20 protein-coding genes are annotated in these 19,007 nt (G+C 70.5%); 7 read left to right on the top strand and 13 right to left on the bottom strand.

Annotated elements, in window-relative coordinates:
- Positions 1-23: 23 nt before the first annotated feature.
- Entirely contained in the window at positions 24-389 is a 366-nt protein-coding gene (locus I4Q55_RS19225) for a hypothetical protein (RefSeq protein WP_206789464.1), read from the bottom strand.
- A gap of 228 nt (positions 390-617) precedes the next feature.
- On the opposite strand from I4Q55_RS19225, the gene leuA reads away from it, so the two are divergent.
- Both leuA and I4Q55_RS19215 read left to right on the top strand, forming a co-directional pair.
- Positions 618-2,378 carry a 2-isopropylmalate synthase gene (gene leuA, locus I4Q55_RS19220; RefSeq protein ID WP_206789463.1) on the top strand — a complete coding sequence of 587 codons (1,761 nt, stop codon included), beginning with the start codon at positions 618-620 and terminating at the stop codon, positions 2,376-2,378.
- Between the two features lie 3 nt (positions 2,379-2,381).
- Positions 2,382-3,359, top strand: coding sequence for a YafY family protein (locus I4Q55_RS19215; protein ID WP_206789462.1), 978 nt, complete (start codon positions 2,382-2,384; stop codon positions 3,357-3,359).
- Here the strand turns inward: I4Q55_RS19215 and I4Q55_RS19210 are convergent.
- The gene (locus I4Q55_RS19210) at positions 3,350-4,252 is read right to left on the bottom strand and encodes an SDR family oxidoreductase (RefSeq protein ID WP_206789460.1); all 903 of its coding nucleotides are present in this window, start codon (positions 4,250-4,252) and stop codon (positions 3,350-3,352) included. The genes I4Q55_RS19215 and I4Q55_RS19210 overlap by 10 nt on opposite strands.
- Before the next feature lie 129 nt (positions 4,253-4,381).
- Between I4Q55_RS19210 and I4Q55_RS19205 the strand changes: the two genes are divergently transcribed.
- Positions 4,382-4,933, top strand: a complete 552-nt coding sequence (locus I4Q55_RS19205; RefSeq protein WP_206789458.1) for a DedA family protein — start codon at positions 4,382-4,384, stop codon at positions 4,931-4,933.
- Here the strand turns inward: I4Q55_RS19205 and I4Q55_RS19200 are convergent.
- Positions 4,920-5,522, bottom strand: a complete 603-nt coding sequence (locus tag I4Q55_RS19200) for a peroxiredoxin-like family protein (protein WP_206789456.1) — start codon at positions 5,520-5,522, stop codon at positions 4,920-4,922. The genes I4Q55_RS19205 and I4Q55_RS19200 overlap by 14 nt on opposite strands.
- 58 nt (positions 5,523-5,580) lie before the next feature.
- Here I4Q55_RS19200 and I4Q55_RS19195 point away from each other — a divergent pair, with 58 nt between their 5' ends.
- Positions 5,581-6,186, top strand: coding sequence for a TetR/AcrR family transcriptional regulator (locus tag I4Q55_RS19195; RefSeq protein ID WP_206789454.1), 606 nt, complete (start codon positions 5,581-5,583; stop codon positions 6,184-6,186).
- On the opposite strand, the gene I4Q55_RS19190 is transcribed toward I4Q55_RS19195, so the two are convergent.
- Positions 6,176-7,081, bottom strand: coding sequence for a LysR family transcriptional regulator (locus I4Q55_RS19190; RefSeq protein WP_206789452.1), 906 nt, complete (start codon positions 7,079-7,081; stop codon positions 6,176-6,178). The two genes, I4Q55_RS19195 and I4Q55_RS19190, sit on opposite strands and share 11 nt — an antisense overlap.
- Positions 7,082-7,167: 86 nt before the next feature.
- Between I4Q55_RS19190 and I4Q55_RS19185 the strand changes: the two genes are divergently transcribed.
- Positions 7,168-8,103, top strand: coding sequence for an EamA family transporter (locus I4Q55_RS19185; RefSeq protein WP_242546274.1), 936 nt, complete (start codon positions 7,168-7,170; stop codon positions 8,101-8,103).
- On the opposite strand, the gene I4Q55_RS19180 is transcribed toward I4Q55_RS19185, so the two are convergent.
- The 4 genes from I4Q55_RS19180 to I4Q55_RS19165 form a co-directional block, all read right to left on the bottom strand.
- Entirely contained in the window at positions 8,060-9,046 is a 987-nt protein-coding gene (locus tag I4Q55_RS19180; RefSeq protein ID WP_206789450.1) for an epimerase, read from the bottom strand. The genes I4Q55_RS19185 and I4Q55_RS19180 overlap by 44 nt on opposite strands.
- Positions 9,047-9,103: 57 nt before the next feature.
- On the bottom strand, positions 9,104-9,733 hold the full coding sequence (locus I4Q55_RS19175; protein ID WP_206789449.1) for a DedA family protein: 630 nt from the start codon (positions 9,731-9,733) through the stop codon (positions 9,104-9,106).
- Between the two features lie 106 nt (positions 9,734-9,839).
- Positions 9,840-10,481 carry an SDR family oxidoreductase gene (locus I4Q55_RS19170; protein ID WP_206789447.1) on the bottom strand — a complete coding sequence of 214 codons (642 nt, stop codon included), beginning with the start codon at positions 10,479-10,481 and terminating at the stop codon, positions 9,840-9,842.
- A gap of 475 nt (positions 10,482-10,956) precedes the next feature.
- A complete protein-coding gene (locus I4Q55_RS19165) occupies positions 10,957-11,388 on the bottom strand; it encodes a nuclear transport factor 2 family protein (protein ID WP_206789445.1) in 432 nt (143 codons plus the stop codon).
- 72 nt (positions 11,389-11,460) lie between these two features.
- On the opposite strand from I4Q55_RS19165, the gene I4Q55_RS19160 reads away from it, so the two are divergent.
- Positions 11,461-11,820, top strand: a complete 360-nt coding sequence (locus I4Q55_RS19160; protein WP_206789444.1) for a YciI family protein — start codon at positions 11,461-11,463, stop codon at positions 11,818-11,820.
- Positions 11,817-13,007, top strand: a complete 1,191-nt coding sequence (locus tag I4Q55_RS19155; protein ID WP_206789443.1) for an RNA polymerase sigma factor — start codon at positions 11,817-11,819, stop codon at positions 13,005-13,007. Before I4Q55_RS19160 ends, I4Q55_RS19155 begins: the two co-directional genes overlap by 4 nt.
- A gap of 39 nt (positions 13,008-13,046) precedes the next feature.
- Here I4Q55_RS19155 and I4Q55_RS19150 read toward each other — a convergent pair whose 3' ends face one another.
- From I4Q55_RS19150 to I4Q55_RS19130, 5 genes are all read right to left on the bottom strand, one after another.
- On the bottom strand, positions 13,047-14,159 hold the full coding sequence (locus I4Q55_RS19150; protein ID WP_206789442.1) for an ABC transporter ATP-binding protein: 1,113 nt from the start codon (positions 14,157-14,159) through the stop codon (positions 13,047-13,049).
- A complete protein-coding gene (locus tag I4Q55_RS19145; RefSeq protein ID WP_206789441.1) occupies positions 14,156-15,151 on the bottom strand; it encodes an ABC transporter ATP-binding protein in 996 nt (331 codons plus the stop codon). Before I4Q55_RS19145 ends, I4Q55_RS19150 begins: the two co-directional genes overlap by 4 nt.
- A gap of 6 nt (positions 15,152-15,157) precedes the next feature.
- Positions 15,158-16,087 carry an ABC transporter permease gene (locus I4Q55_RS19140; RefSeq protein ID WP_206789440.1) on the bottom strand — a complete coding sequence of 310 codons (930 nt, stop codon included), beginning with the start codon at positions 16,085-16,087 and terminating at the stop codon, positions 15,158-15,160.
- Positions 16,084-17,085, bottom strand: a complete 1,002-nt coding sequence (locus tag I4Q55_RS19135; protein WP_206789439.1) for an ABC transporter permease — start codon at positions 17,083-17,085, stop codon at positions 16,084-16,086. Before I4Q55_RS19135 ends, I4Q55_RS19140 begins: the two co-directional genes overlap by 4 nt.
- An 86-nt stretch (positions 17,086-17,171) precedes the next feature.
- A complete protein-coding gene (locus I4Q55_RS19130; RefSeq protein ID WP_206789437.1) occupies positions 17,172-18,719 on the bottom strand; it encodes an ABC transporter substrate-binding protein in 1,548 nt (515 codons plus the stop codon).
- Positions 18,720-19,007 lie beyond the last annotated feature (288 nt).

Genomic DNA, 19,007 nt, shown 5'->3' with positions numbered 1-19,007 from the left:
TTGGGGCTGTCGGCGCGGTGACGTCAGGAAGCGCCGCCGACGCGGCGGATGACCTTGGCCAGGATCCCGGACACGACCATCCAGAAGATCGCCGCGATCCCGTAGTTCACCAGCACCCGCAGCTTCTCGTCACTCGGCGTGAACATGTCGCCGAAGCCGATGGCCAGGCTGTCCGCCCACGAACGGACGAACGACACTATCCCGTTGTCCGGGTTGGCCGAGCCCACCGTGAAGATCACGTGGATCACCAGGAACGCGGCGAAGACCAGCCCGACCCAACGGACGATCGACGCCACCACCGAGGCCGCCTTGCCTCGCCGCTCGCGCCAGTCGACGGCCGCGCGGCGGGAGACGCGCGTCTCCTCCGACGACTCTGCGTGCTCACCCATGCCCGCAGTTTCGCATGCCCCCCTGCCGATTGCTACCCACAAGTAACCCTTCGGGTCACGGTTATATTGCGGCCCGGCTTCCCCCGGCACACGTTCCGTGGTTATGGTGGGGTCGTGGCGCGTGCTCTCCTGCTTCGCTGCCGCGACGGGGCCTGACCGGACCGGCTCCCCGTCGCGGGGCTTCGTGGTGCCGGTCGCACCCGTCGATCTGGAGACACCCGCATTCCCATGAGCAAGATCCGCAAGCCCTCTCGTCCCGCGCCCGCTGATCAGCCCGCCTGGAACACCCAGCGCGGCACGTCCATGCCGGTGCACCGCTACCGCCCCTGGTACGACCTCGTCGAGAACATCGACCTGCCCGACCGCACCTGGCCCGAAAAGCGCATCGACCGCGCGCCGCTGTGGTGCGCCGTCGACCTGCGGGACGGCAACCAGGCGCTGATCGACCCGATGTCGCCCGCGCGCAAGCGCAAGTTCTTCGACCTGCTGGTCCGTATGGGCTACAAGGAGATCGAGGTCGGCTTCCCGGCCGCGTCGCAGACGGACTTCGACTTCGTCCGCGAGATCATCGACGACCACGCCATCCCGGACGACGTCAGCATCCAGGTGCTGACCCAGTGCCGTCCCGAGCTGATCGAGCGGACCTTCCAGGCCCTCGAAGGCGCGCCGCGGGCGATCGTCCACATCTACAACTCGACGTCGATCCTGCAGCGCCGCGTGGTCTTCCGCGAGGAGCGCGAAGGCATCAAGAAGATCGCGACGCAGGCCGCGGAAATGGTCGTCGAACTGGCCGCCAAGCAGCCGGACACCGACTTCCGCTTCCAGTACTCGCCGGAGTCCTACACCGGCACCGAGCTGTCCTACGCGCTCGAGGTCTGCAACGCCGTCACCGAGATCTGGCAGCCGACGCCGGAGAAGCCGGTGATCCTGAACCTGCCGGCGACCGTCGAGATGGCCACGCCGAACGTCTACGCCGACTCGATCGAGTGGATGAGCCGGAACCTGGAGCGCCGCGACTCGGTAATCCTGTCGCTGCACCCGCACAACGACCGCGGCACCGGCATCGCCGCCGCCGAGCTGGGCTACCAGGCCGGCGCGGACCGGATCGAGGGCTGCCTGTTCGGCAACGGCGAGCGCACCGGCAACGTCGACCTGGTCGCGCTGGGCATGAACCTCTACAGCCAGGGCATCGACCCGCAGATCGACTTCTCCGACATGGACGAGATCAAGCGGACGGTCGAGTACTGCAACCAGCTGCCGGTACCCGAGCGCTCGCCGTGGGGCGGCGACCTGGTGTTCACCGCCTTCTCCGGCAGCCACCAGGACGCCATCAACAAGGGCCTCGACGCGCTGAAGGACGCCGCGGACAAGGCCGGCACCCCGGTCGACGAGCACCCGTGGGAGGTCCCGTACCTGCCGATCGACCCGAAGGACGTCGGCCGCACGTACGAAGCCGTGATCCGGGTGAACTCGCAGTCCGGCAAAGGCGGCGTCGCCTACATCATGAAGGCCGAGCACCAGCTCGACCTGCCGCGGCGGCTGCAGATCGAGTTCTCGAAGGTCATCCAGCGCTACACCGACTCCGAGGGCGGCGAGGTCGACCCGACGACGATGTACAACGCCTTCGCGGCCGAGTACCTGGAGCTGAAGACGCCGCTGGAGCTGGTCCGCCAGCACGTGCGCGACAACGGCGACGGCGAGTACGACATCACCGCGACCGTCCGCGTGGAGGGCGACGAGCACGAGATCACCGGCCGCGGCAACGGCCCGATCGCGGCATTCTTCGACGCGCTGTCGACGGTCGGGTACGACCTTCGGCTGCTGGACTACAGCGAGCACACGCTCTCGCCGGGCGACGACGCGCGCGCGGCGTCGTACATCGAGTGCGCGATCTCGGACCGGGTGTTCTGGGGCATCGGCATCGACCCGTCGATCGTCACGGCCTCGCTGCGCGCGGTCGTCTCGGCGGTGAACCGCGCCAACCGGTAGCCGGTGAAAGCGGAGCGGTTGGTCGCGCTGCTGTTCACGCTGCAACGGCGGCGCAGCGCGACCGCCGCCGAGCTCGCCGCGGAGCTGGGCGTCTCCGAACGCACGATGCACCGCGACCTGGCGGCCCTGCGCGACGCGGGCGTTCCGCTGTGGACGGAGCAGGGGCGGCACGGCGGCTTCCGCCTGGTCGACGGCTGGCGCGCGGGACTCGACGGCCTCACCGCGCGTGAGGCCGTCGCGCTCTTCGCGCTCGGGGTGCCGGACGCGCTCGCGGGGCTCGGCCTCGACACCGCGGGCAGCGCGGCGCGCGCGAAGGTGTCCGCCGGCATGCCCGCCGAGCTGCGGGAACACGCGGCTTTGGTGGCCGGCCGCTTCCACCTGGACGCGCCGGGCTGGTTCGGCGGCGCCGACGAACCGCCGTCCCTCGCCCCGGTCGTCCAGGCGGTCTGGGCGCAGCGACGGCTTTCGATCACCTATCGCCGTCGCGACAAGGTCGCCGAGCGGGAGCTCGAGCCGCTGGGCCTCGTGCTGAAGGCGGGCGTCTGGTACCTGGTCGCGCGGGTGGTGCCGGACGACGCGTTGCGGACCTACCGGGTCTCCCGGATCTTGCGCGCGGCCGCGCAGGACACCACGTTCGACCGGCCACCGGACTTCGACCTGCCCACCTGGTGGCGGGCGTCGTCGGCCACGTTCGAGCAGGTCGCCCGGCCCTTGCGAGTCAAAGCCCGGTTGAACCGGACGGCGGTGCGCGAGCTGCGCCGGGTGTTCGGCGGCGAGCACCTCGCGGACACGGTGGTTTCGCTGGGGACGCCGGACGCCGACGGCTGGGCCGACGCCGAACTCGCCCTGGAAGGGCACGAGATCGGCGTCGGCCAGCTGATCGCCCTCAGCCCGGGCGTCGAGGTGCTCGAGCCGGTGCAGGTGCGGGCGGCCCTCGCCGCGGTCGGCGCGGAACTGGCCGCCCGCAACGGTCAGCGGTAGCCGGTCGTGTCCGCGGGCTTGCCCGCGTCGGCGACCTCGACCAGGTACCGCCAGGCATCCGGACGGCTGCCGTCGACGTCGTCCACTTCGTACTCCTTCGCCAGCTGCCCGCTGCTCACCGTCTGCCCGGTCCACCGGTGCCGGTCCGGGTCCGCGGCCAGCGCCGCCACCGTGCGCCCGCAGAACGCCGGCGTCTCCGAAATCTCGAAGTGGGGGACGCGCTCGCAGGCGTCCCGCCAGTTGTCCTCCGTGACGCCGTAGTGCTCCAGCATCGCCTCCGAGCGCAGGTAACCCGGCGTGAAGGCGACCGCGGTCGCGCCGTGCGCGGCCAGCTCGGCCGCCTCGCCGATCGCCAGCAGGTGCGCCGAGGCCTTCGCCAGGTAGAACGGCAGCGAAGTGCCTTTGCGGTACTTCGCGTTGTACTCGGCGGTGCCGTCGGTGAGCTCGACCAGCAGGCCGCCGGGCCGCTTGATCAGCAGCGGCAGCAGGAAGTGGCTGGTGATCAGGTGCGCGTCGATGCCGAGCCGGATCATGCGCAGGCCCGCCTCGAGGTCGTGCTCCCACACCGGCTTGTCCCAGCCCAGGTAGTTGTCGCCGCCCCAGAGGCCGTCGACCAGGATGTCGAGCCGGTCGATCCGCTTCGCCAGCGTCTCGACCTCGGCCGGGACCAGGTGGTCGACGCGGATCGCTTCGGCCTCGCCGCCCGCCTTCCCGACCAGCTCCGCGGTCTCCTCGATCGTCTCCGGGCGGTCCACTTCGGACCGTCCGGCGCGCGTGGTCCGGCCGGTCACGTACACGAAGGCGCCCGCGCGGCCCAGTTCGACGGCGATCGCCCGGCTCGCGCCGCGCGTACCACCCGCCACCAGGGCGGTCTTTCCGGAAAGTTCGTTCATGCCGACAGCCTCACCGGAAACCATGACAACTTCTGGCATGGTTTCGCGAGTCTGTGCCGGAGCTGTCGGCTTGCTGTGAGTCCTCGCCGATCAGGAGTGCTTTCCGGCGAGCGGGCGGTTAATGGAGGTGTGGACGGATCGACGGCGGGACTGCTGGTGCTGTTCGTCGTCTCGCTGGTGCCGCTGCTGCCCACCGAGGTGACCCTCCTCGGCATGGGCGTCGCGGCGGCGCGGGGCGGGACGTCGCTGGCGCTGGTGATCGCCGTGGCGAGTGCCGGGTGCCTGGTGTCCGACCAGGCGCTCTACGCCCTCGGCCGGTTCGGTGGCCGGGCGGCGCTGGACCGGCTGAGCAGGCGGAAGAAGATCGCCGCCGGCCTCGGCTGGCTCGACGGGCGGCTGCAGCGCCATCCCCGGCCGGTGCTGGTGGTCGCCCGCTGGCTGCCGTCGGGCGGGACGCTGGGCGCCCTCCTCGCCGGATCGCTCCGGTGGCCAATGGCGGAGTTCTTCGCCGCGTCGGCCATCGGCGTCACACTCTGGACGTCGTACGTGGCCTTCCTCGGTTACGCCGGCGGCCGGATCGTCACCGAACCCGGGATCAGCCTGCTGCTCTCCCTGTCCGTGGCCCTGGTCCTGGGTTCGGTGATCACCTACGGCGTGAAAAGGTCCGCTAGAGCGCTTTGAGGATGTCCGCCGGGTCGGTCCGCGTGACGAAGTCCGGGTGGACGTCCACGAACCGGAGCACGCGGTCCCGATCGACCACCACGACCGCCGGGTGGACCAGTTCCCAGGTGCCGTTGACCTGTTCGAGGTCCGTCCCGAGCGTCTTCATGGCCTCGCGGACGACGTCGGAGACCGGGTAGCTCAGCCCGAGTCCCCGCGCGACCGTGCTGCCGACGTCCGAAAGCACCGGGAACCCCAGCTCGGGCACCGTGCCGTCCGGCTTCTGGGGGCTGATCGCCGCCAGCGTCGCGCCGAGCTTCACCAGCTCGGGCAGCAGTTCCTGCTGATACGTGCGCAGCGTCAGGTTGCAGTACGGGCACCACTGGCCGCGGTAGAACACGAGCACCGCCGGCCCTTCCGCGACGAGCTCGCCCAGGCTCGTCGGCACGCCGTCGGCTCCCGGCAGCGTGAAGTCCTCGATCTTGTCGCCCACCTCGGCGAACTCCGTCGCGGTCCGGCGCCGGTCGGCGTCGAGGACCGCGGCGATCTCCGGCGGCAGGGCGCTTCGGAGCTGGTCGTTCAGCCCGTTCAGGGCGGTTTCGAGCGTCATGGATCCCCCTAGCAGTTGTACTGATCGGTACAGTGAGCCGAACTGTACTATCCAGTACATGGAGACGCAAGCGGCTGCCTCGACCCCGCGCGGCAAGCGGACACGCGACGCGATCGTCGACGCGGCGGCCACGCTGATGTACGTCGACGGCGTCGCGGGCACGAGCGTCGACAAGGTGCTCGCCGCGAGCGGGGCCGGGAAATCGCAGATGTACCACTACTTCAAGAACAAGGAACAGCTGGTCGGAGCCGTGATCGACCGGTACCTCGAGCAGGTGCTCGGCAACCAGCCGGCGATCTTCACCCTGGCGTCGTGGGCCGACCTCGAGACGTGGACCGAGCAGCTGCTGGACGTCCACCGCCGCGCCGGCCGGCCGATCGCCTGCCCGCTGGGCAACCTCGCCGGCGAAGTGGGCGACAACCCGAAGCTCGCGCCGCTGGTCGACCAGGCCTACCGGACGTGGGAGTCCCACCTCGAACGTGGCCTCAAAACCCTGCAGGACAACGGAGAACTGGCCGCGGACGCCGACCCGGCGCGGCTCGCCCAGGCGGCGATGACGTCCGTCCAAGGTGGACTGCTGCTGGCCCACATCCGGCACGACCTCACGGCACTGGAAGACGCGCTCGGGATCGCGCTGGCCTACCTGCGCGGCTTCAAGCGGTGAGCTGCGCGACCTCCGCGCGCAGCTCCTCGATCACCTGGGCCACCGCCGGGCGCCGGCGGGCGCCCGTCCGGCAGACCGCCTCCACCAGCCGGGCCGCGCGGATGCCTGCCAGCGGCCGCCCGACCAGCCCGCTGCCGCGGCGGGTGTCCATCGTGTACCGCGGCAGCAGCGCGATGCCGTGGCCGGCGGCGACCAGCCGCTCGGTGATCCGGAAGTCGTTGATCCGCTGCACCACCACCGGCCGCACGCCGGTGCGGATGGTCAGCGAACGCAGCACGTCGTCCACCGGGAAGCCGAAGTCGACGCTGATCCAGCGTTCGTCCGCCAGCTCCGGCAGCTCCACGCGACGCCGGCCCGCCAGCCGGTGCCCGGTGGGCAGCGCGACGTCGAGTGGTTCCCGCAGCAGCGGCACCACCTCGAGGCGGTTCGAGCCGAACTCCGGCGCGTGCTCGTCGCGGTGCGCCACGACGACGTCGTAGTCCGCGACCAGGCCCGGCACCTCCGCCGGCGTCATGTCGACGTCCCGGACGTCGACCTCCAGCCCGTCGTACCCGGCGACCCTGGTCAGCAGTCCCGGCAGCAGCATCAGGCCGGCCGACTGGAAGATCGCGACCCGCACCCGACCCCGCGGCGCGCTGCGGTAGGTGTCCAGTTCGGACTCCGCCCGTTCGAGCGCGGCAAGCACCTCGTCGGCTCGGGCGACCAGCGCGCGGCCGGCGTCGGTCAGCCGCAGGCCGCGCCCCGCCGGCTCGGTGAGCGGCAGGCCGACTTCGCTCTGCAACGCCCGCAACTGCTGCGAAACCGCCGACGGCGTGCAGTGCAGGGCCCGCGCGGCGGCCGTCACACTGCCGCGGTCGGCGAACTCCCGCAGGGTGCGCAACCGGCCGAGATCCACGCCGTCACTGTACTTGAAGCGCAGCTACACAGTCCCTGCAGATAATCTCGCTGGTCCTTCACTGTCCGGCTTGCGAGAGTGAAGGCATGCCCGCCCGTGATCGCCTGCTCGCCGTGCTCGTCGCCGTCCTCTGGGGCCTCAACTTCCTGGCCATCCACGCCACGCTCGGCCAGTTCCCGCCGGTGTTCGCGGGCGCGCTGCGGTTCGCCGTGATCGCCGTCCCGACGATCCTCTTCGTGCCGTGGCCGAAGGTGAAGGTGCGGCACCTGCTCGGGTACGGCCTGGGCTTCGGCACCGGGCAGTTCGCGTTCCTGTTCGTCGCGATGGACACCGGGATGCCGACCGGGCTCGCGTCGCTCGTGCTGCAGGCGTCGGCGCCGTTCACGGTGCTCCTCGGCGCCGTCTTCCTGCGCGAACGCGTCACCCCGCACCAGCTGGCCGGCATCGCGCTGGCGGTGGCCGGGATGGTCGCGATCGCGTGGCAGCAGTCCGGGAACGCCGCGCTGCTGCCGATGGTCCTGACCCTGCTGGCCGCGCTGAGCTGGGCGTTCGGCAACCTCAGCACGCGCAAGGCCGAACCGGGCAACCCACTGCACTTCACGCTGTGGATGTCGGTCGTGCCGCCGCTGCCGATGTTCGCCCTGTCGCTGGTCATGGAGGGCCCGGCCGCGCAGTGGCGGTCGCTGACGACGCTCGGGACGCCGACCGGCCTGACCGCGCTCGGCGGGCTGGCCTACGTCGTGCTGATCGGCACCGTGGTCGGCTCGGGCCTGTGGACGACGTTGCTGCGCCGCAACCCGGCCGGCGTCGTTTCGCCGTTCTCGCTGCTGGTGCCGGTGGTCGGGCTGACGGCGTCGTTCCTGCTGCTGGGCGAGCGGCCGACCTGGCTGGAGGTCGGCGCCGCGGCCGTCGTGATCGCCGGGGTGCTGCTCGGCTCGCTGCGGCCCGCGCGCAAGCCCGGTCCCGGGCAAGGCGATGTCAGCCCAGAGCTTCGAGCAACTCGCGCTCACGCCGCGCGCTGAGACCGGCGCGCCGCTCCCGGTCCAGGCCCTGCTCTCGTTCCCAGCGCAGGGTGTCGGCCAGCAGCTCCGCCGGGGGCCGGTGCCGCAGCCCCGCGGCCCGCGCCGCGGACCCGTCCCGGGCCGACCACCCCTCCCAGCCCGGCTCGACCAGCCACATCGCCAGCGATTCGGGCCCCATGTACTGGGTCACGCCGTTCGCGAGCAGCCACGCCGGTTCGGCGGTGACCACCGGACCGGTGTGCCCGCCGGCGGCGCGGGACAGCTCGACCCACTCGCCGAACGGCACGACCGGGCCGACGGCGTCGTACGTGCCGGTGGTCCCGGTCTCCGCGGAGTCGAGCAGCCAGGACGTGAGGTCCCGCACGTCGACCACCGAGGTCGGGACGTCCGGCGTGCCGGGGACGAGCATCGGCCCGCGCGGATCGCGGGCGGCGCGGGCAGCCCAGTAGCCGGAGCGCCCGCTGTGGTCGCCCGGGCCGCCGATGAGCCCGGCACGGGCGATGAGCAGGCGATCGCCCACCGCGGCCGTCGACGCCAGTTCGCAGGCGACCTTCGCCTCGCCGTACAGCTCGCGGCCGGCGTCACTCCGGTCGGTCGGGGCGAGCAGGGCCGCGGACTCGTCCGCCCCCGGCGTGGCGTGTGCGGCGTAGGCGTTGACGGAGGAGACGTACACCCAGTGCCCGGCCTTGCCGCCCAGCACGTCGAGCGCGCCGCGGACGAAACCCGGCTGCCACGACACCTCGACGACGGCGTCCCACGACCGGTCTCGCAGGGACTCGTACGCCGCCGGATCGCGCCGGTCGGCGGCCACGAGCGTCGCCCCCTCCGCGACTTCCCCGCTCTCGCCCCGCGCGAGGCAGATCACCCGGTGGCCGCGTCCGATCGCCTGCCGCGACAGCTCCCGAGCCACCCACGCCGTTCCGCCCAGCACCAGGATCTCCATACCGCCACCCAAGCACCGGCGGCACCGCGCGGCGGGCGGATTCGCTGAGAGCAGACGTCAGGCCGCGGTTTCCTCGTCATCCGCGTGGTTGCGGCCCAGCCGCTTCTTCATGACGAAGAAGACGACGACGCCGATGACGATCGCGGCGAGCAGGCCGAACTTGGAGAACCGGCCGAGCCACTCCTCGGCGGCGACGCCGAGGTAGAAGACGGCCGCGGTCGTGCCGCCGGCCCACACGATGCCGCCGGCGGCGTTCGCCAGCAGGAACTTCGGGTAGTGCATGCGCAGCGACCCGGCGAGCGGCCCGGCGAGGATTCGCAGGAACGCGATGAACCGGCCGAGGAAGACGGCCCAGACACCGCGTTTGTCGAAGATGCGTTCGGCGTTGGCGAGGTGCGTCGGCCCGAAATGCTTCGGGAATTTACGGCCGGCCCAGGCGAACAGCCGTTGCCCGCCGGTTTTCCCGATGAGGTAGCCGACGCTGTCGCCGATGATGGCGCCGGCACTGGCCAGGACGCCGATCCAGAGCGGGCTCAGGTTGCTGTGCTGCGAGGCCAGCAAGGCCGCGCTGACCAGCACGATTTCCCCGGGCAGGGGAATGCCGAGGCTTTCGATCATGATCACCGCGCCGACGATCAGGTAGACCGCGAGCGGCGGGATCGCCTCCAGCCACTGGTCGATGTGCACAGCTCGTACCCCCTGGGGAATCTGATTGCTTTTCGCAGGGTACCGGGGGCGGTACGCACGGGACGGCCTACTCAGGTATTGCGCGAGGTACGACTTGAGGAGGGGGTCAGTCGAGCGTGGCGAGTGCGGCGGCAACCGGAAAATCGCCCGAAACGACGTCGAAGCCCCGGTTTTCGGTGAGCGGCTCGGCCAGCGCCCCGACGAGCACGGCGGCCACATCGGCCCGGCTGATCCGCCCCGGTTCGAGGTGCCGCGCCGCCTTGACGCGGCCGGTGCCCGGCCCGTCGGTGAGCGTGCTGGGCCGGACGATGGTCCAGTTCAGCGCGGACTTCCGCAGGACGCTGTCGGAGATCTGCTTGGCGAACAGGATCGACCGCACGAGCCGGTCGCCTTGATCGGGGGCATCGGCGAACTGCGCGGAGAGCTGCAGGTACCGGGGCACCCCGGCCCGTTCGGCGGCCCGGACGGCCGCGATGGCCCCGTCCCGGTCGACGAGATTCACCGATTCGGGTTCCGGATCGGGAGCCCCGACGGCGCTGATGACGACGTCGGAGTTCTTGAAGGCTTCGACGAGATCACCGGGATCGGCGGTGACGTCGGCGAGGACGGGCTCGACGGGGAGGCCGCGGAGGAGTTCGGCCCGATGCCGGCTGCGCAGGCCGGCCCGGACGGAGTACCCGCGCGCGGCGAGCAGCCGGACCACGTGAAGCCCGGTCCGGCCCGTTGCGCCCAGCACGGTGACCTGCATGGGTTGATCGTGCCGGAGATGGGGGAGGTTCGCTGGGTTGGCCGGGCTCGCCGGGGGCCGGTTCGCCGGGTTGGCCGGGTGGCCGGGTGGCCGGGTTCGCCAGGCTCGCCGAGTTGGCCAGGCTCGCTGGGTTCGCCGGGTTGGCCGGGTGGCCGGGTTCGCCGGGTTGGCCGGGTGGCCGGGTTCGCCAGGCTCGCTGGGTTCGCCGGGTTGGCCGGTTCACTGGGGTGGCTGGGCGGCGGGGCGCCAAGTTACGTGGAGCTGCCGGATTGCCCGGTGGCCGGGGCTGGCGGGGTTGGCGGGGCCGCCGGGTTGCCAGGGTGGTGCGGTGGCGGGCCTGCCCGGCTGCCGGAGTTGTCCACAGGAGTCACCCCCATGTGGACAACCCCGGCCGCACGACCGCCGATCGGCGGGGTTTGTCGGTCCGCGCCGATACGCTGGACCCGGGGGGCGCCCCCGGGCGGGTGGCGACCGGTCAGGGCTTCAGGTCCACCGCCGCCCGCAGGGTTCCGTCCATGTGGAACGGCGTCGAGTCATGCACGTGGGTGATCCGCCACTCCCCCGCCACCCGGCGGAAGCACACCGTCGAGCGGAACCACAGCTCGAACCCCGCCGGCGCGCCCTTCGGCTTCGTTGCCAGGCGGTTCAGCGCGAAGCTGTACGCCACGTCTCCGCCGATCGTCACCTCCAGGTCGCGGATCTCGTACTCGATCGGCCCCTCGAACGTCTCGAACCACGCCCGGCGGGCCTCGACGTCGGTGACCTCCGCTCCGCGGTGGACCAACGGGGGCGCCAACGTGAACGCGACCACCTCCGGGGCGTAGTGGGAGCCCAACGTCGATGCGTCACGGGCCGTCATCGCCACCTCGCGTGCCGCCATCAGCTCGCGGATCCGCTGCTCACTCATGCCATTCTCCTCAAGGTCGGTACCTGCACCAGAGACGTAGGTGCCGCCCAGCGGATTTCGACAGGAGGCGCCTTGAAATACGTGGTCCTGATCTACGGCAACCCCGAGTCGCGCACGGCGTGGGAAGGCATGAGCGACGAACAGCGGGCCGCCGGGCTGGCCTACTACCAGCAGCTCAACGACGATCTCGATGCCTCCGGCGAACGGATCGTCTCCGAACGGCTCGCCTTCCCCGAACTGACCAAGCGGATCACCGGCGGTATCACCACCGACGGCCCGTTCGCCGAGGCCAAGGAGTTCCTCGCCGGCTTCTACCTGCTCGACTGCGAGAGCGAAGCACGCGCCCTCGAGATCGCGCGCCGGATCCCGGAGGCGTCCTTCGGCAAAGTCGAAGTGCGGCCGGTGATGGGGCTCCACGGGCCGGAGCTGTGACCGACGTCGAACGCCTGCTCCGCGAGCTCGCGCCGCAGGTCCTCGCCGCCCTCGTCCGGCGCTACGGCGACTTCGACACCTGCGAGGACGCCGTCCAGGAGGCGCTGCTCGCCGCGTCACGGCAATGGCCTTCCGAAGGCCTTCCCGATCACCCGAAGGGGTGGCTGATCACCACCGCGTCCCGGCGCCGCATCGAACAGTGGCGCAGTGAGGCCGCGCGGCAACGGCGTGAGGAAACCTTCGTGCTGGCCGAACCGCCGGCACCCGAGCCCGTCAGCGGGGTCGACGACACCCTCACCTTGCTCCTGCTCTGCTGCCACCCTTCGCTCACGCCGCCGTCGCAGGTGGCGTTGACGCTGCGAGCGGTCGGCGGCCTGACCACCGCCGAAATCGCGCGGGCCTTCCTCGTCCCCGAAGCGACCATCGGCCAGCGGATCAGCCGCGCGAAACAGAAACTGAAAGGCGAACGGCTCACGAACGACCAGCGCCCCGAACGGCTGGCCGCCGTGCTGCAGGTGCTCTACCTGATCTTCACCGAGGGCCACACCGCCAGCTCGGGAGACGCGCTGAACCGCGTCGAGCTGACCACCGAAGCCATCCGGCTGGTCCGGCAGCTGCGTGCGGAACTCCCGGACGACGGCGAGGTCACCGGGCTGCTGGCGCTCATGCTGCTGACCGACGCCCGCCGGCCGGCCCGCGTCGACGACGCCGGGGCGCTGGTCCCGCTGGCCGAACAGGACCGGTCCCGGTGGAACCGGGCCTTCGTCGACGAAGGCGTCTCGCTGATCACCAAGGCACTGGCGACCACGCCGGTGGGCCCGTACCAGCTGCAGGCCGCGATCGCGGCGGTCCACGACGAAGCCCCGACGGCCGAAGCGACCGACTGGGCGGAGATCCTCACCCTCTACGACCTGCTGCGGGTCGTGGCACCCGGCCCGATGGTGACGCTGAACCGGGTGGTCGCGTTCGCGCAGGTCCACGGCCCCGAAAAAGGGCTGACCGAGCTGGCCGAAGCGGCAAAGGACCTCGCGGGGCACCACCGGGTCGACGCCATCCGCGCGCACCTGCTCGAAAACGCCGGTGACCCGGCCGGCGCCCGCGAGGCGTACCTGGCCGCCGCGCGGCGGACGTTGAGCCTGCCCGAACAGGCCTACCTGCAGTCGCGGGCCGCCAAGCTGGAGACCTGAGAACGGCCGGCCGGGACAACGCCCGGCCGGCCGTTCGGTTCACAGGATCTCGGCCGCGGTGCCGACGTCCGGCGGGCCCAGGTCGGGGTTGAGCGCCCCGGTGAGCTCCACCAGCTCCGGCTCCACCTCGTGCGGCTGGATGCGCCCGTCGCGGATGTCCTCCGCGTAGTGGCACGCCACCCGGTGACCGCCGCCGATTTCACGCAGCTGCGGGCGGTCGGTGTCGCACAGGCTCGCCTGCCGCCACGGGCAGCGCGTGTGGAAGCGGCAGCCCGACGGCGGGTTCGCCGGCGACGGCAGGTCACCGGCGAGCAGGATCTGCTCGCGGGTGTCCTCGACCTGCGGGTCCGGCACCGGGATGGCCGACAGCAGCGCCTTCGTGTACGGGTGCAGCGGCTCGCGGTACAGCGAGTCCGCGTCGGTCTCCTCGACCAGCGCGCCCAGGTACATCACGCCGATGCGGTCGGAGATGTGCCGCACCACCGCGAGGTCGTGCGCGATCACGACGTAGGTCAGGCCGAGCTGGTCCTGCAGGTCCTCCAGCAGGTTGACCACCTGGGCCTGCACCGAAACGTCCAATGCGGACACCGGCTCGTCGGCGACGATCAGGTCCGGCTCCACGGCCAGCGCCCGCGCGATGCCGATGCGCTGGCGCTGCCCGCCCGAGAACTCGTGCGGGTACTTCCGCAGCGACGTCTCGGGGAGGCCGACCGCCGCCAGCAGCTGCCGCAGCCGGCGCTGGGTGGCTTCCTTGTCCTTGTCGAGGCCGTGGGCGTGCATGCCTTCGAGCAGGATGGACTCGACCGACTGGCGCGGGTCCAAACTGGACATCGGGTCCTGGAAGACCATCTGCATCCGGCGCCGGGCCTTCCGCAGTTCCTCACCCTTGAGCTGCGCGACGTCGGTGCCGTCGAACTTCACGGAACCGGCGGTCGGCTCGTTGAGCCGCAGGATCGCCCGGCCCAAAGTCGACTTGCCGCAGCCGGATTCGCCCACCAGGCCGTAGGTTTCGCCGCGGCGGATGGCCAGGTCGACGCCGTCGACCGCGAACACGTGCCCGACCGTCCGGTCGATCACGATGCCGCGCTTGATCGGGAAGTGCACCTTGAGGTCGGTGACCTCGAGCAGCACGTCGCCATCGGGACGGGTCATCGGGCTCCTCCTCCCGCGGCGACCGCGGGCCGCACGGGGTTGTGACAGCGCAGCAGCCCGCCCTGGTCGGGCGCCAGCTGCGGCTGGACCTCGCGGCAGACCGGCAGCGCGTTGGGGCAGCGCGGCGCGAACGCGCACGCGTGCTCCCACGGGATGTTGTCGGCCACCGAACCCCGGATGGGGATCAGCTTCTCGCCGCGGCCCGCGTCCAGGCGCGGGATCGAGGCGAGCAGGCCGTGCGTGTACGGGTGCCGCGGCTCGGCGAACAGCTGGTGCCGCTGCGCCCGCTCGACGATCTTGCCGCCGTAGAGCACGTTGACCTCGTCGCAGAGGCCCGCGACGACGCCGAGGTCGTGCGTGATCATGATCAGCGCGGTGCCGGTGTCCTGCACCAGTTCCCGCAGCAGCGCCAGGATCTGCGCCTGGATGGTGACGTCGAGCGCGGTCGTCGGCTCGTCGGCGATGAGCAGCCGCGGGCGGCACGCCAGCGCGATCGCGATCAGCGCGCGCTGCCGCATCCCGCCGGAAAGCTGGTGCGGGTACTCGGAAAGCCGCCGCGACGGGTCCGGGATGCCGACCTTGTCGAGCAGGTCGACGGCCTCCACGGACGCCGCCTTGCGCGACATCCCGCGGTGGCGCTCCAGCACCTCGGTGATCTGCAGCCCGATCGGGATGACCGGGTTCAGCGAGGACAGCGGGTCCTGGAACACCATGCCGAGGTCGCGGCCGCGGCGGTCGCGCATGTCCTTGTCGGACAGCTTGAGCAGGTCGGCGCCTTCGAAGCGCACCGAGCCGCTGACCTTGTTGCCGCGCTTGGCCAGCAGCCGCATGATCGCGAGCGACGTCACGGACTTGCCGCAGCCGGACTCGCCGACCAGGCCGACCGTCTGGCCCGGCTCGACGTCGAAGCTGACCCCGTCCACCGCGGTGAACGGCTGCTCGCCGCGCCGCTGGAACACGACCGAAAGGTCGCGGACTTCAAGGAGTGCCATGGGTTCTCACCGCCTGTTCTTCGGGTCGAGGGCTTCGCGGAGGGACTCGCCGAGCAGCGTGAACCCGAGCGCGACGATGATGATCGCGATCGCCGGGTAGTACGCGAGCTCGGGCCGGACGTCGAGGAACTGCCGGGCACCCTTGCTCAGCATGATGCCCCACTCCGCCCGGTTCGGGTCCGGGTCGCCCAGACCGAGGAACGACAGCGCCGCGGCCTCCAGGATGGCGGTCGCCAGGGTCAGCGTCGCCTGCACGATGACCGGGCCGAGCGAGTTCGGCAGCATGTGCCGGAACACGATCGTCCCGCGCTTCACGCCCAGCGACGTCGCCGCGAGGACGTGGTCGCTGCCGCGCTGCACCAGCATCGAGCCGCGCAGCAGCCGCGCGAAGATCGGCACCCCGATCAGCGAGACGGCGAGGATCACCGTCCACTGGCTGGGCTTGGCGAACAGCGCCGCGACCGAAATCGCCAGCAGCAGCGACGGGACCGACAGCATGACGTCGACCAGTCGCATGAGGACGGTGTCGACCCAGCCGCCGAACGCGCCGGCGAGCCCGCCGATGATCACCCCGAGGAGCACGCCGATCACCGTGGCCAGCACGCCGACGAGCAGGGTGTTCTGCGCGCCGACGAGCAGCCGCGACAGCTCGTCGCGGCCGAAGTCGTCCACGCCGAGCGGGTAGCCCGGCTGGGAGCCGGGGATGATCCCCTGGCCGAGGGCGACCTGGTCCTGCAGGTAGCGCTCGAACGGGTCCTTGGGCGCGATCAGCGGCGCGAACACCGCCAGCAGCACGAACAGGCCGGTGATCACGCCACCGGTGATGGCGACCGGGCTGCGCAGCATCCGCCGCAGGGCTTCACGGCCGAGGCTGTTACCGCTCGCCGCGGCGAGCTTGTCGATCGGCTCTTTCTTCTTGTTCAGCAGAGTGTTCATCGCACACGCACCCTCGGGTCGATGAGCCCGTACGAGACGTCGACCAGCATGTTCACCAGCACGTACACCAGCGCCCCGAAGAGCAGCAGCGCCTGGAGCCGGGGGTAGTCACGCCGTTCGATGCCTTCGGCCAGCAGGAATCCGAGGCCACGGAAGTTGAACACCCGCTCGGTCAGCACCGCGCCGCCGAGCAGCGCGCCGGTCTGCAGGCCGATGGTGGTGACCACCGGGAGCAGGCCGTTGCGCAGCACGTGCCGCCGGCGGACGACGGGCTGCGTGAGGCCCTTCGAGTTCGCCGTGCGGATGAAGTCCTCGTTGAGCACTTCGAGCACCGACGCGCGGGTGATCCGGGTGATCACCGCGAGCGGGATGGTGGCGAGCGCGAACGCCGGGAGGATCAGGTGCCTGATCGCGTCCCAGACGGCGTCCCATTCGCTCGTCATGATGCCGTCGAGGACGGCGAAGTTGGTGACGGCGGTGGCGTCCAGCCCCGCGGTCTGCCTGCCCTGCGACGGCAGGCCCAGCGGCCCGGCGAGCAGGTCCTGCATCATGTAGCCGAGGAAGAAGACCGGCACCGCGACGCCGATCAGCGTCAGCACGATGATCACGTTGTCAGCGACGCCACCGCGGTAGCGGGCCGAGAGGTAGCCCGCCGGGATGCCGATGAGCACCGCGATGATCATCGCGGAGATGCCCAGTTCGATGGTGGCGGGCAGGAACGTGCCGATCTCCGACATCACCGGCTGGGTGGAAACCAGCGAAGCGCCGAAGTCACCGGTGATCGCGCGGCCGAGGAACTTGAAGTACTGGATGATGACCGGCTGGTCGAGCCCCAGCACGTGGTTGAGGTTGGCGATCTTCTCCGGCGTTGCCTTGTCGCCGAGGAGGGCGGCCGCGGGCCCTCCGGGCAGCGACCGGAGCCAGGCGAAGACCAGGATGGACAGGATGAGCAGCGTCGGGATCGCTTGTAGCAGCCGACGCACGAGAAAACGGAGCACTTGCAGTCCTTAGGTGGCAGCCCGCTGAGTACGGAACATGGGGTGGGCGCGGTAGCACCCACCCCATGCCTCGCGGCGCGGAACCGTCAGTTGACAGTGACGGTGTTGAACCGCTCATCGGTCAGCGGGCTGGCGACCAGGCCCTTGACCTTCGGGCCGACCACGATGGCGGGCGGGCCGTAGGAGATCGGGATGGCCGGCAGGTAGTCCATGATCTGCTTGTTGACTTCCTGGTACGCCTTGGCGTGCGCGTCGCCGGCGGGCGAAGCGTCCGCGGCGGCGAGCGCCTGGAACAGCTGCGGGTTGTCGAACCCGAACTCCGGCTTCTTGCGGCCGAAGAAGGTGCCGACGAAGTTCCCGGCGTCGTTGTAGTCACCGGTCCAGCCGAGCAGGTGGAGGTCCTGCTTGCCGAACTTCTGGACGTCGTCCTTGTAGCCGCCGTTCCACGGCTTGGCGACCGGCTCGATCTTGATGCCGATGGCCTTCAGGTCCTCGGAGATCGACGTGAAGACGTCCGCCGGGTTCGGCATGTACGGCCGGGTGACCTCGGTCGGGTAGTAGAACTTCAGCGTCAGGTTCGTCGCCCCGGCTTCGGAGAGCAGCTGCTTGGCCTTCTCCGGGTTGTACGGGTACTTGGTGACCTCGTCGGTGTAGCCGGAGATCGTCTTGGGCACGAACTCGGTGGCCACCTCGGCGCCCTCGGGCAGCTTGCTCTTGACGAACTGCTCGCGGTTGATGCCGTAGGCCAGCGCCTGGCGGACTTTGACGTCCTTCAGCTTTTCACCGGCCGGACCGGACTGGTTGATGCCCATGTACAGCACGTTGAACGGCGGGCGCACCAGCACCTGCTCGCCCTCGTTGCGCAGCAGGCCGTAGTCCGCGGGCGCCGGGTAGTCGTAGCCCTGGATGTCACCGGCCTTGAGCGCCTGCTTGCGGGCGTTCTCGTCCGGGATGACCTTGAAGATCAGCTTGTCGAGCTTGGCCGTCTGGGACGGGCTGGTCTCGTTCTTGGACAGGGTGATCTCACCCTTGCCCTGGTCCCAGCTGTCGAACTTGAACGGGCCGGTGCCGACCGGGTGCTTGTTCGCGTACTCGCTGTAGGTGAACGAGTCGCCGGACTGGGTGACCTCGTCCGCCTTGTACTGCTTGAGCGCGGTCGGGCTCTGCATCGAGAACGACGGCAGGGTGAAGGCCGCCGGGAACGCGCCCTTCGCCTTGTTCAGGTTCACGACCGCGGTCGCCGGGTCCTTGGCTTCGCAGCTCTTGTAGACCGGGTCGCTGTAGTCGGTGCTCTCGTTCTTGGCGAACCCGCCGAAGACGTCGGCGTAGTAGATCATCTGGCTCTGGGCGGCGGCGCCCTTCATGTTGTACCAGCGATCGAAGTTGAAGCAGACCGCGGTCGCGTCGAAGGCGGTGCCGTCGGAGAACTTCACACCCTGCTTGAGGGAGAAGGTCCAGGTCTTGCCGTCGTTGCTCGGCTCCCACTTCTCGGCCAGCGAAGGCTCGAGGTCGGCGGTGCCCGGCTTGTTCTGGATCAGCGTGTCGAAGATCTGCCGCGTGATCCGGAAGGTCTCGCCCTCGTCGTTGAAGATCGGGTCGAACAACTTCGGGTTGCCGGCCGCGCCGAAGATCATGGTGCCCCCGGAACCACCTCCTGCGCCCTCTTCACGCTTGGATTCCGCACAGGCGGACAGCGAAACCGCGAGCGCGCCGCTTAGCCCGATCAGGGCCACCCGGCGTGTTCGGGTCAGCCGCAATTGCTGCATCTGGCACCCCTTGGGAGATGTTCGGGATCAAAGTCACCGTCCGGTCGGTCAGGAACTCGACGGACGATCGGTGTGCTCGCCGACACTAGCGGGAACTCGGCCCGCACTTAAGCACGTGAGGTTACGATCGCGCTACGTGGACGTCGATTTGACCGC

This window comes from Amycolatopsis sp. MtRt-6, from assembly GCF_017308975.1.
In the GTDB taxonomy this organism is placed as follows: Bacteria; Actinomycetota; Actinomycetes; order Mycobacteriales; family Pseudonocardiaceae; genus Amycolatopsis.
Note: the sequence above shows the minus strand (reverse complement) of the source record. Positions and strands in the feature narration are given on the sequence as shown.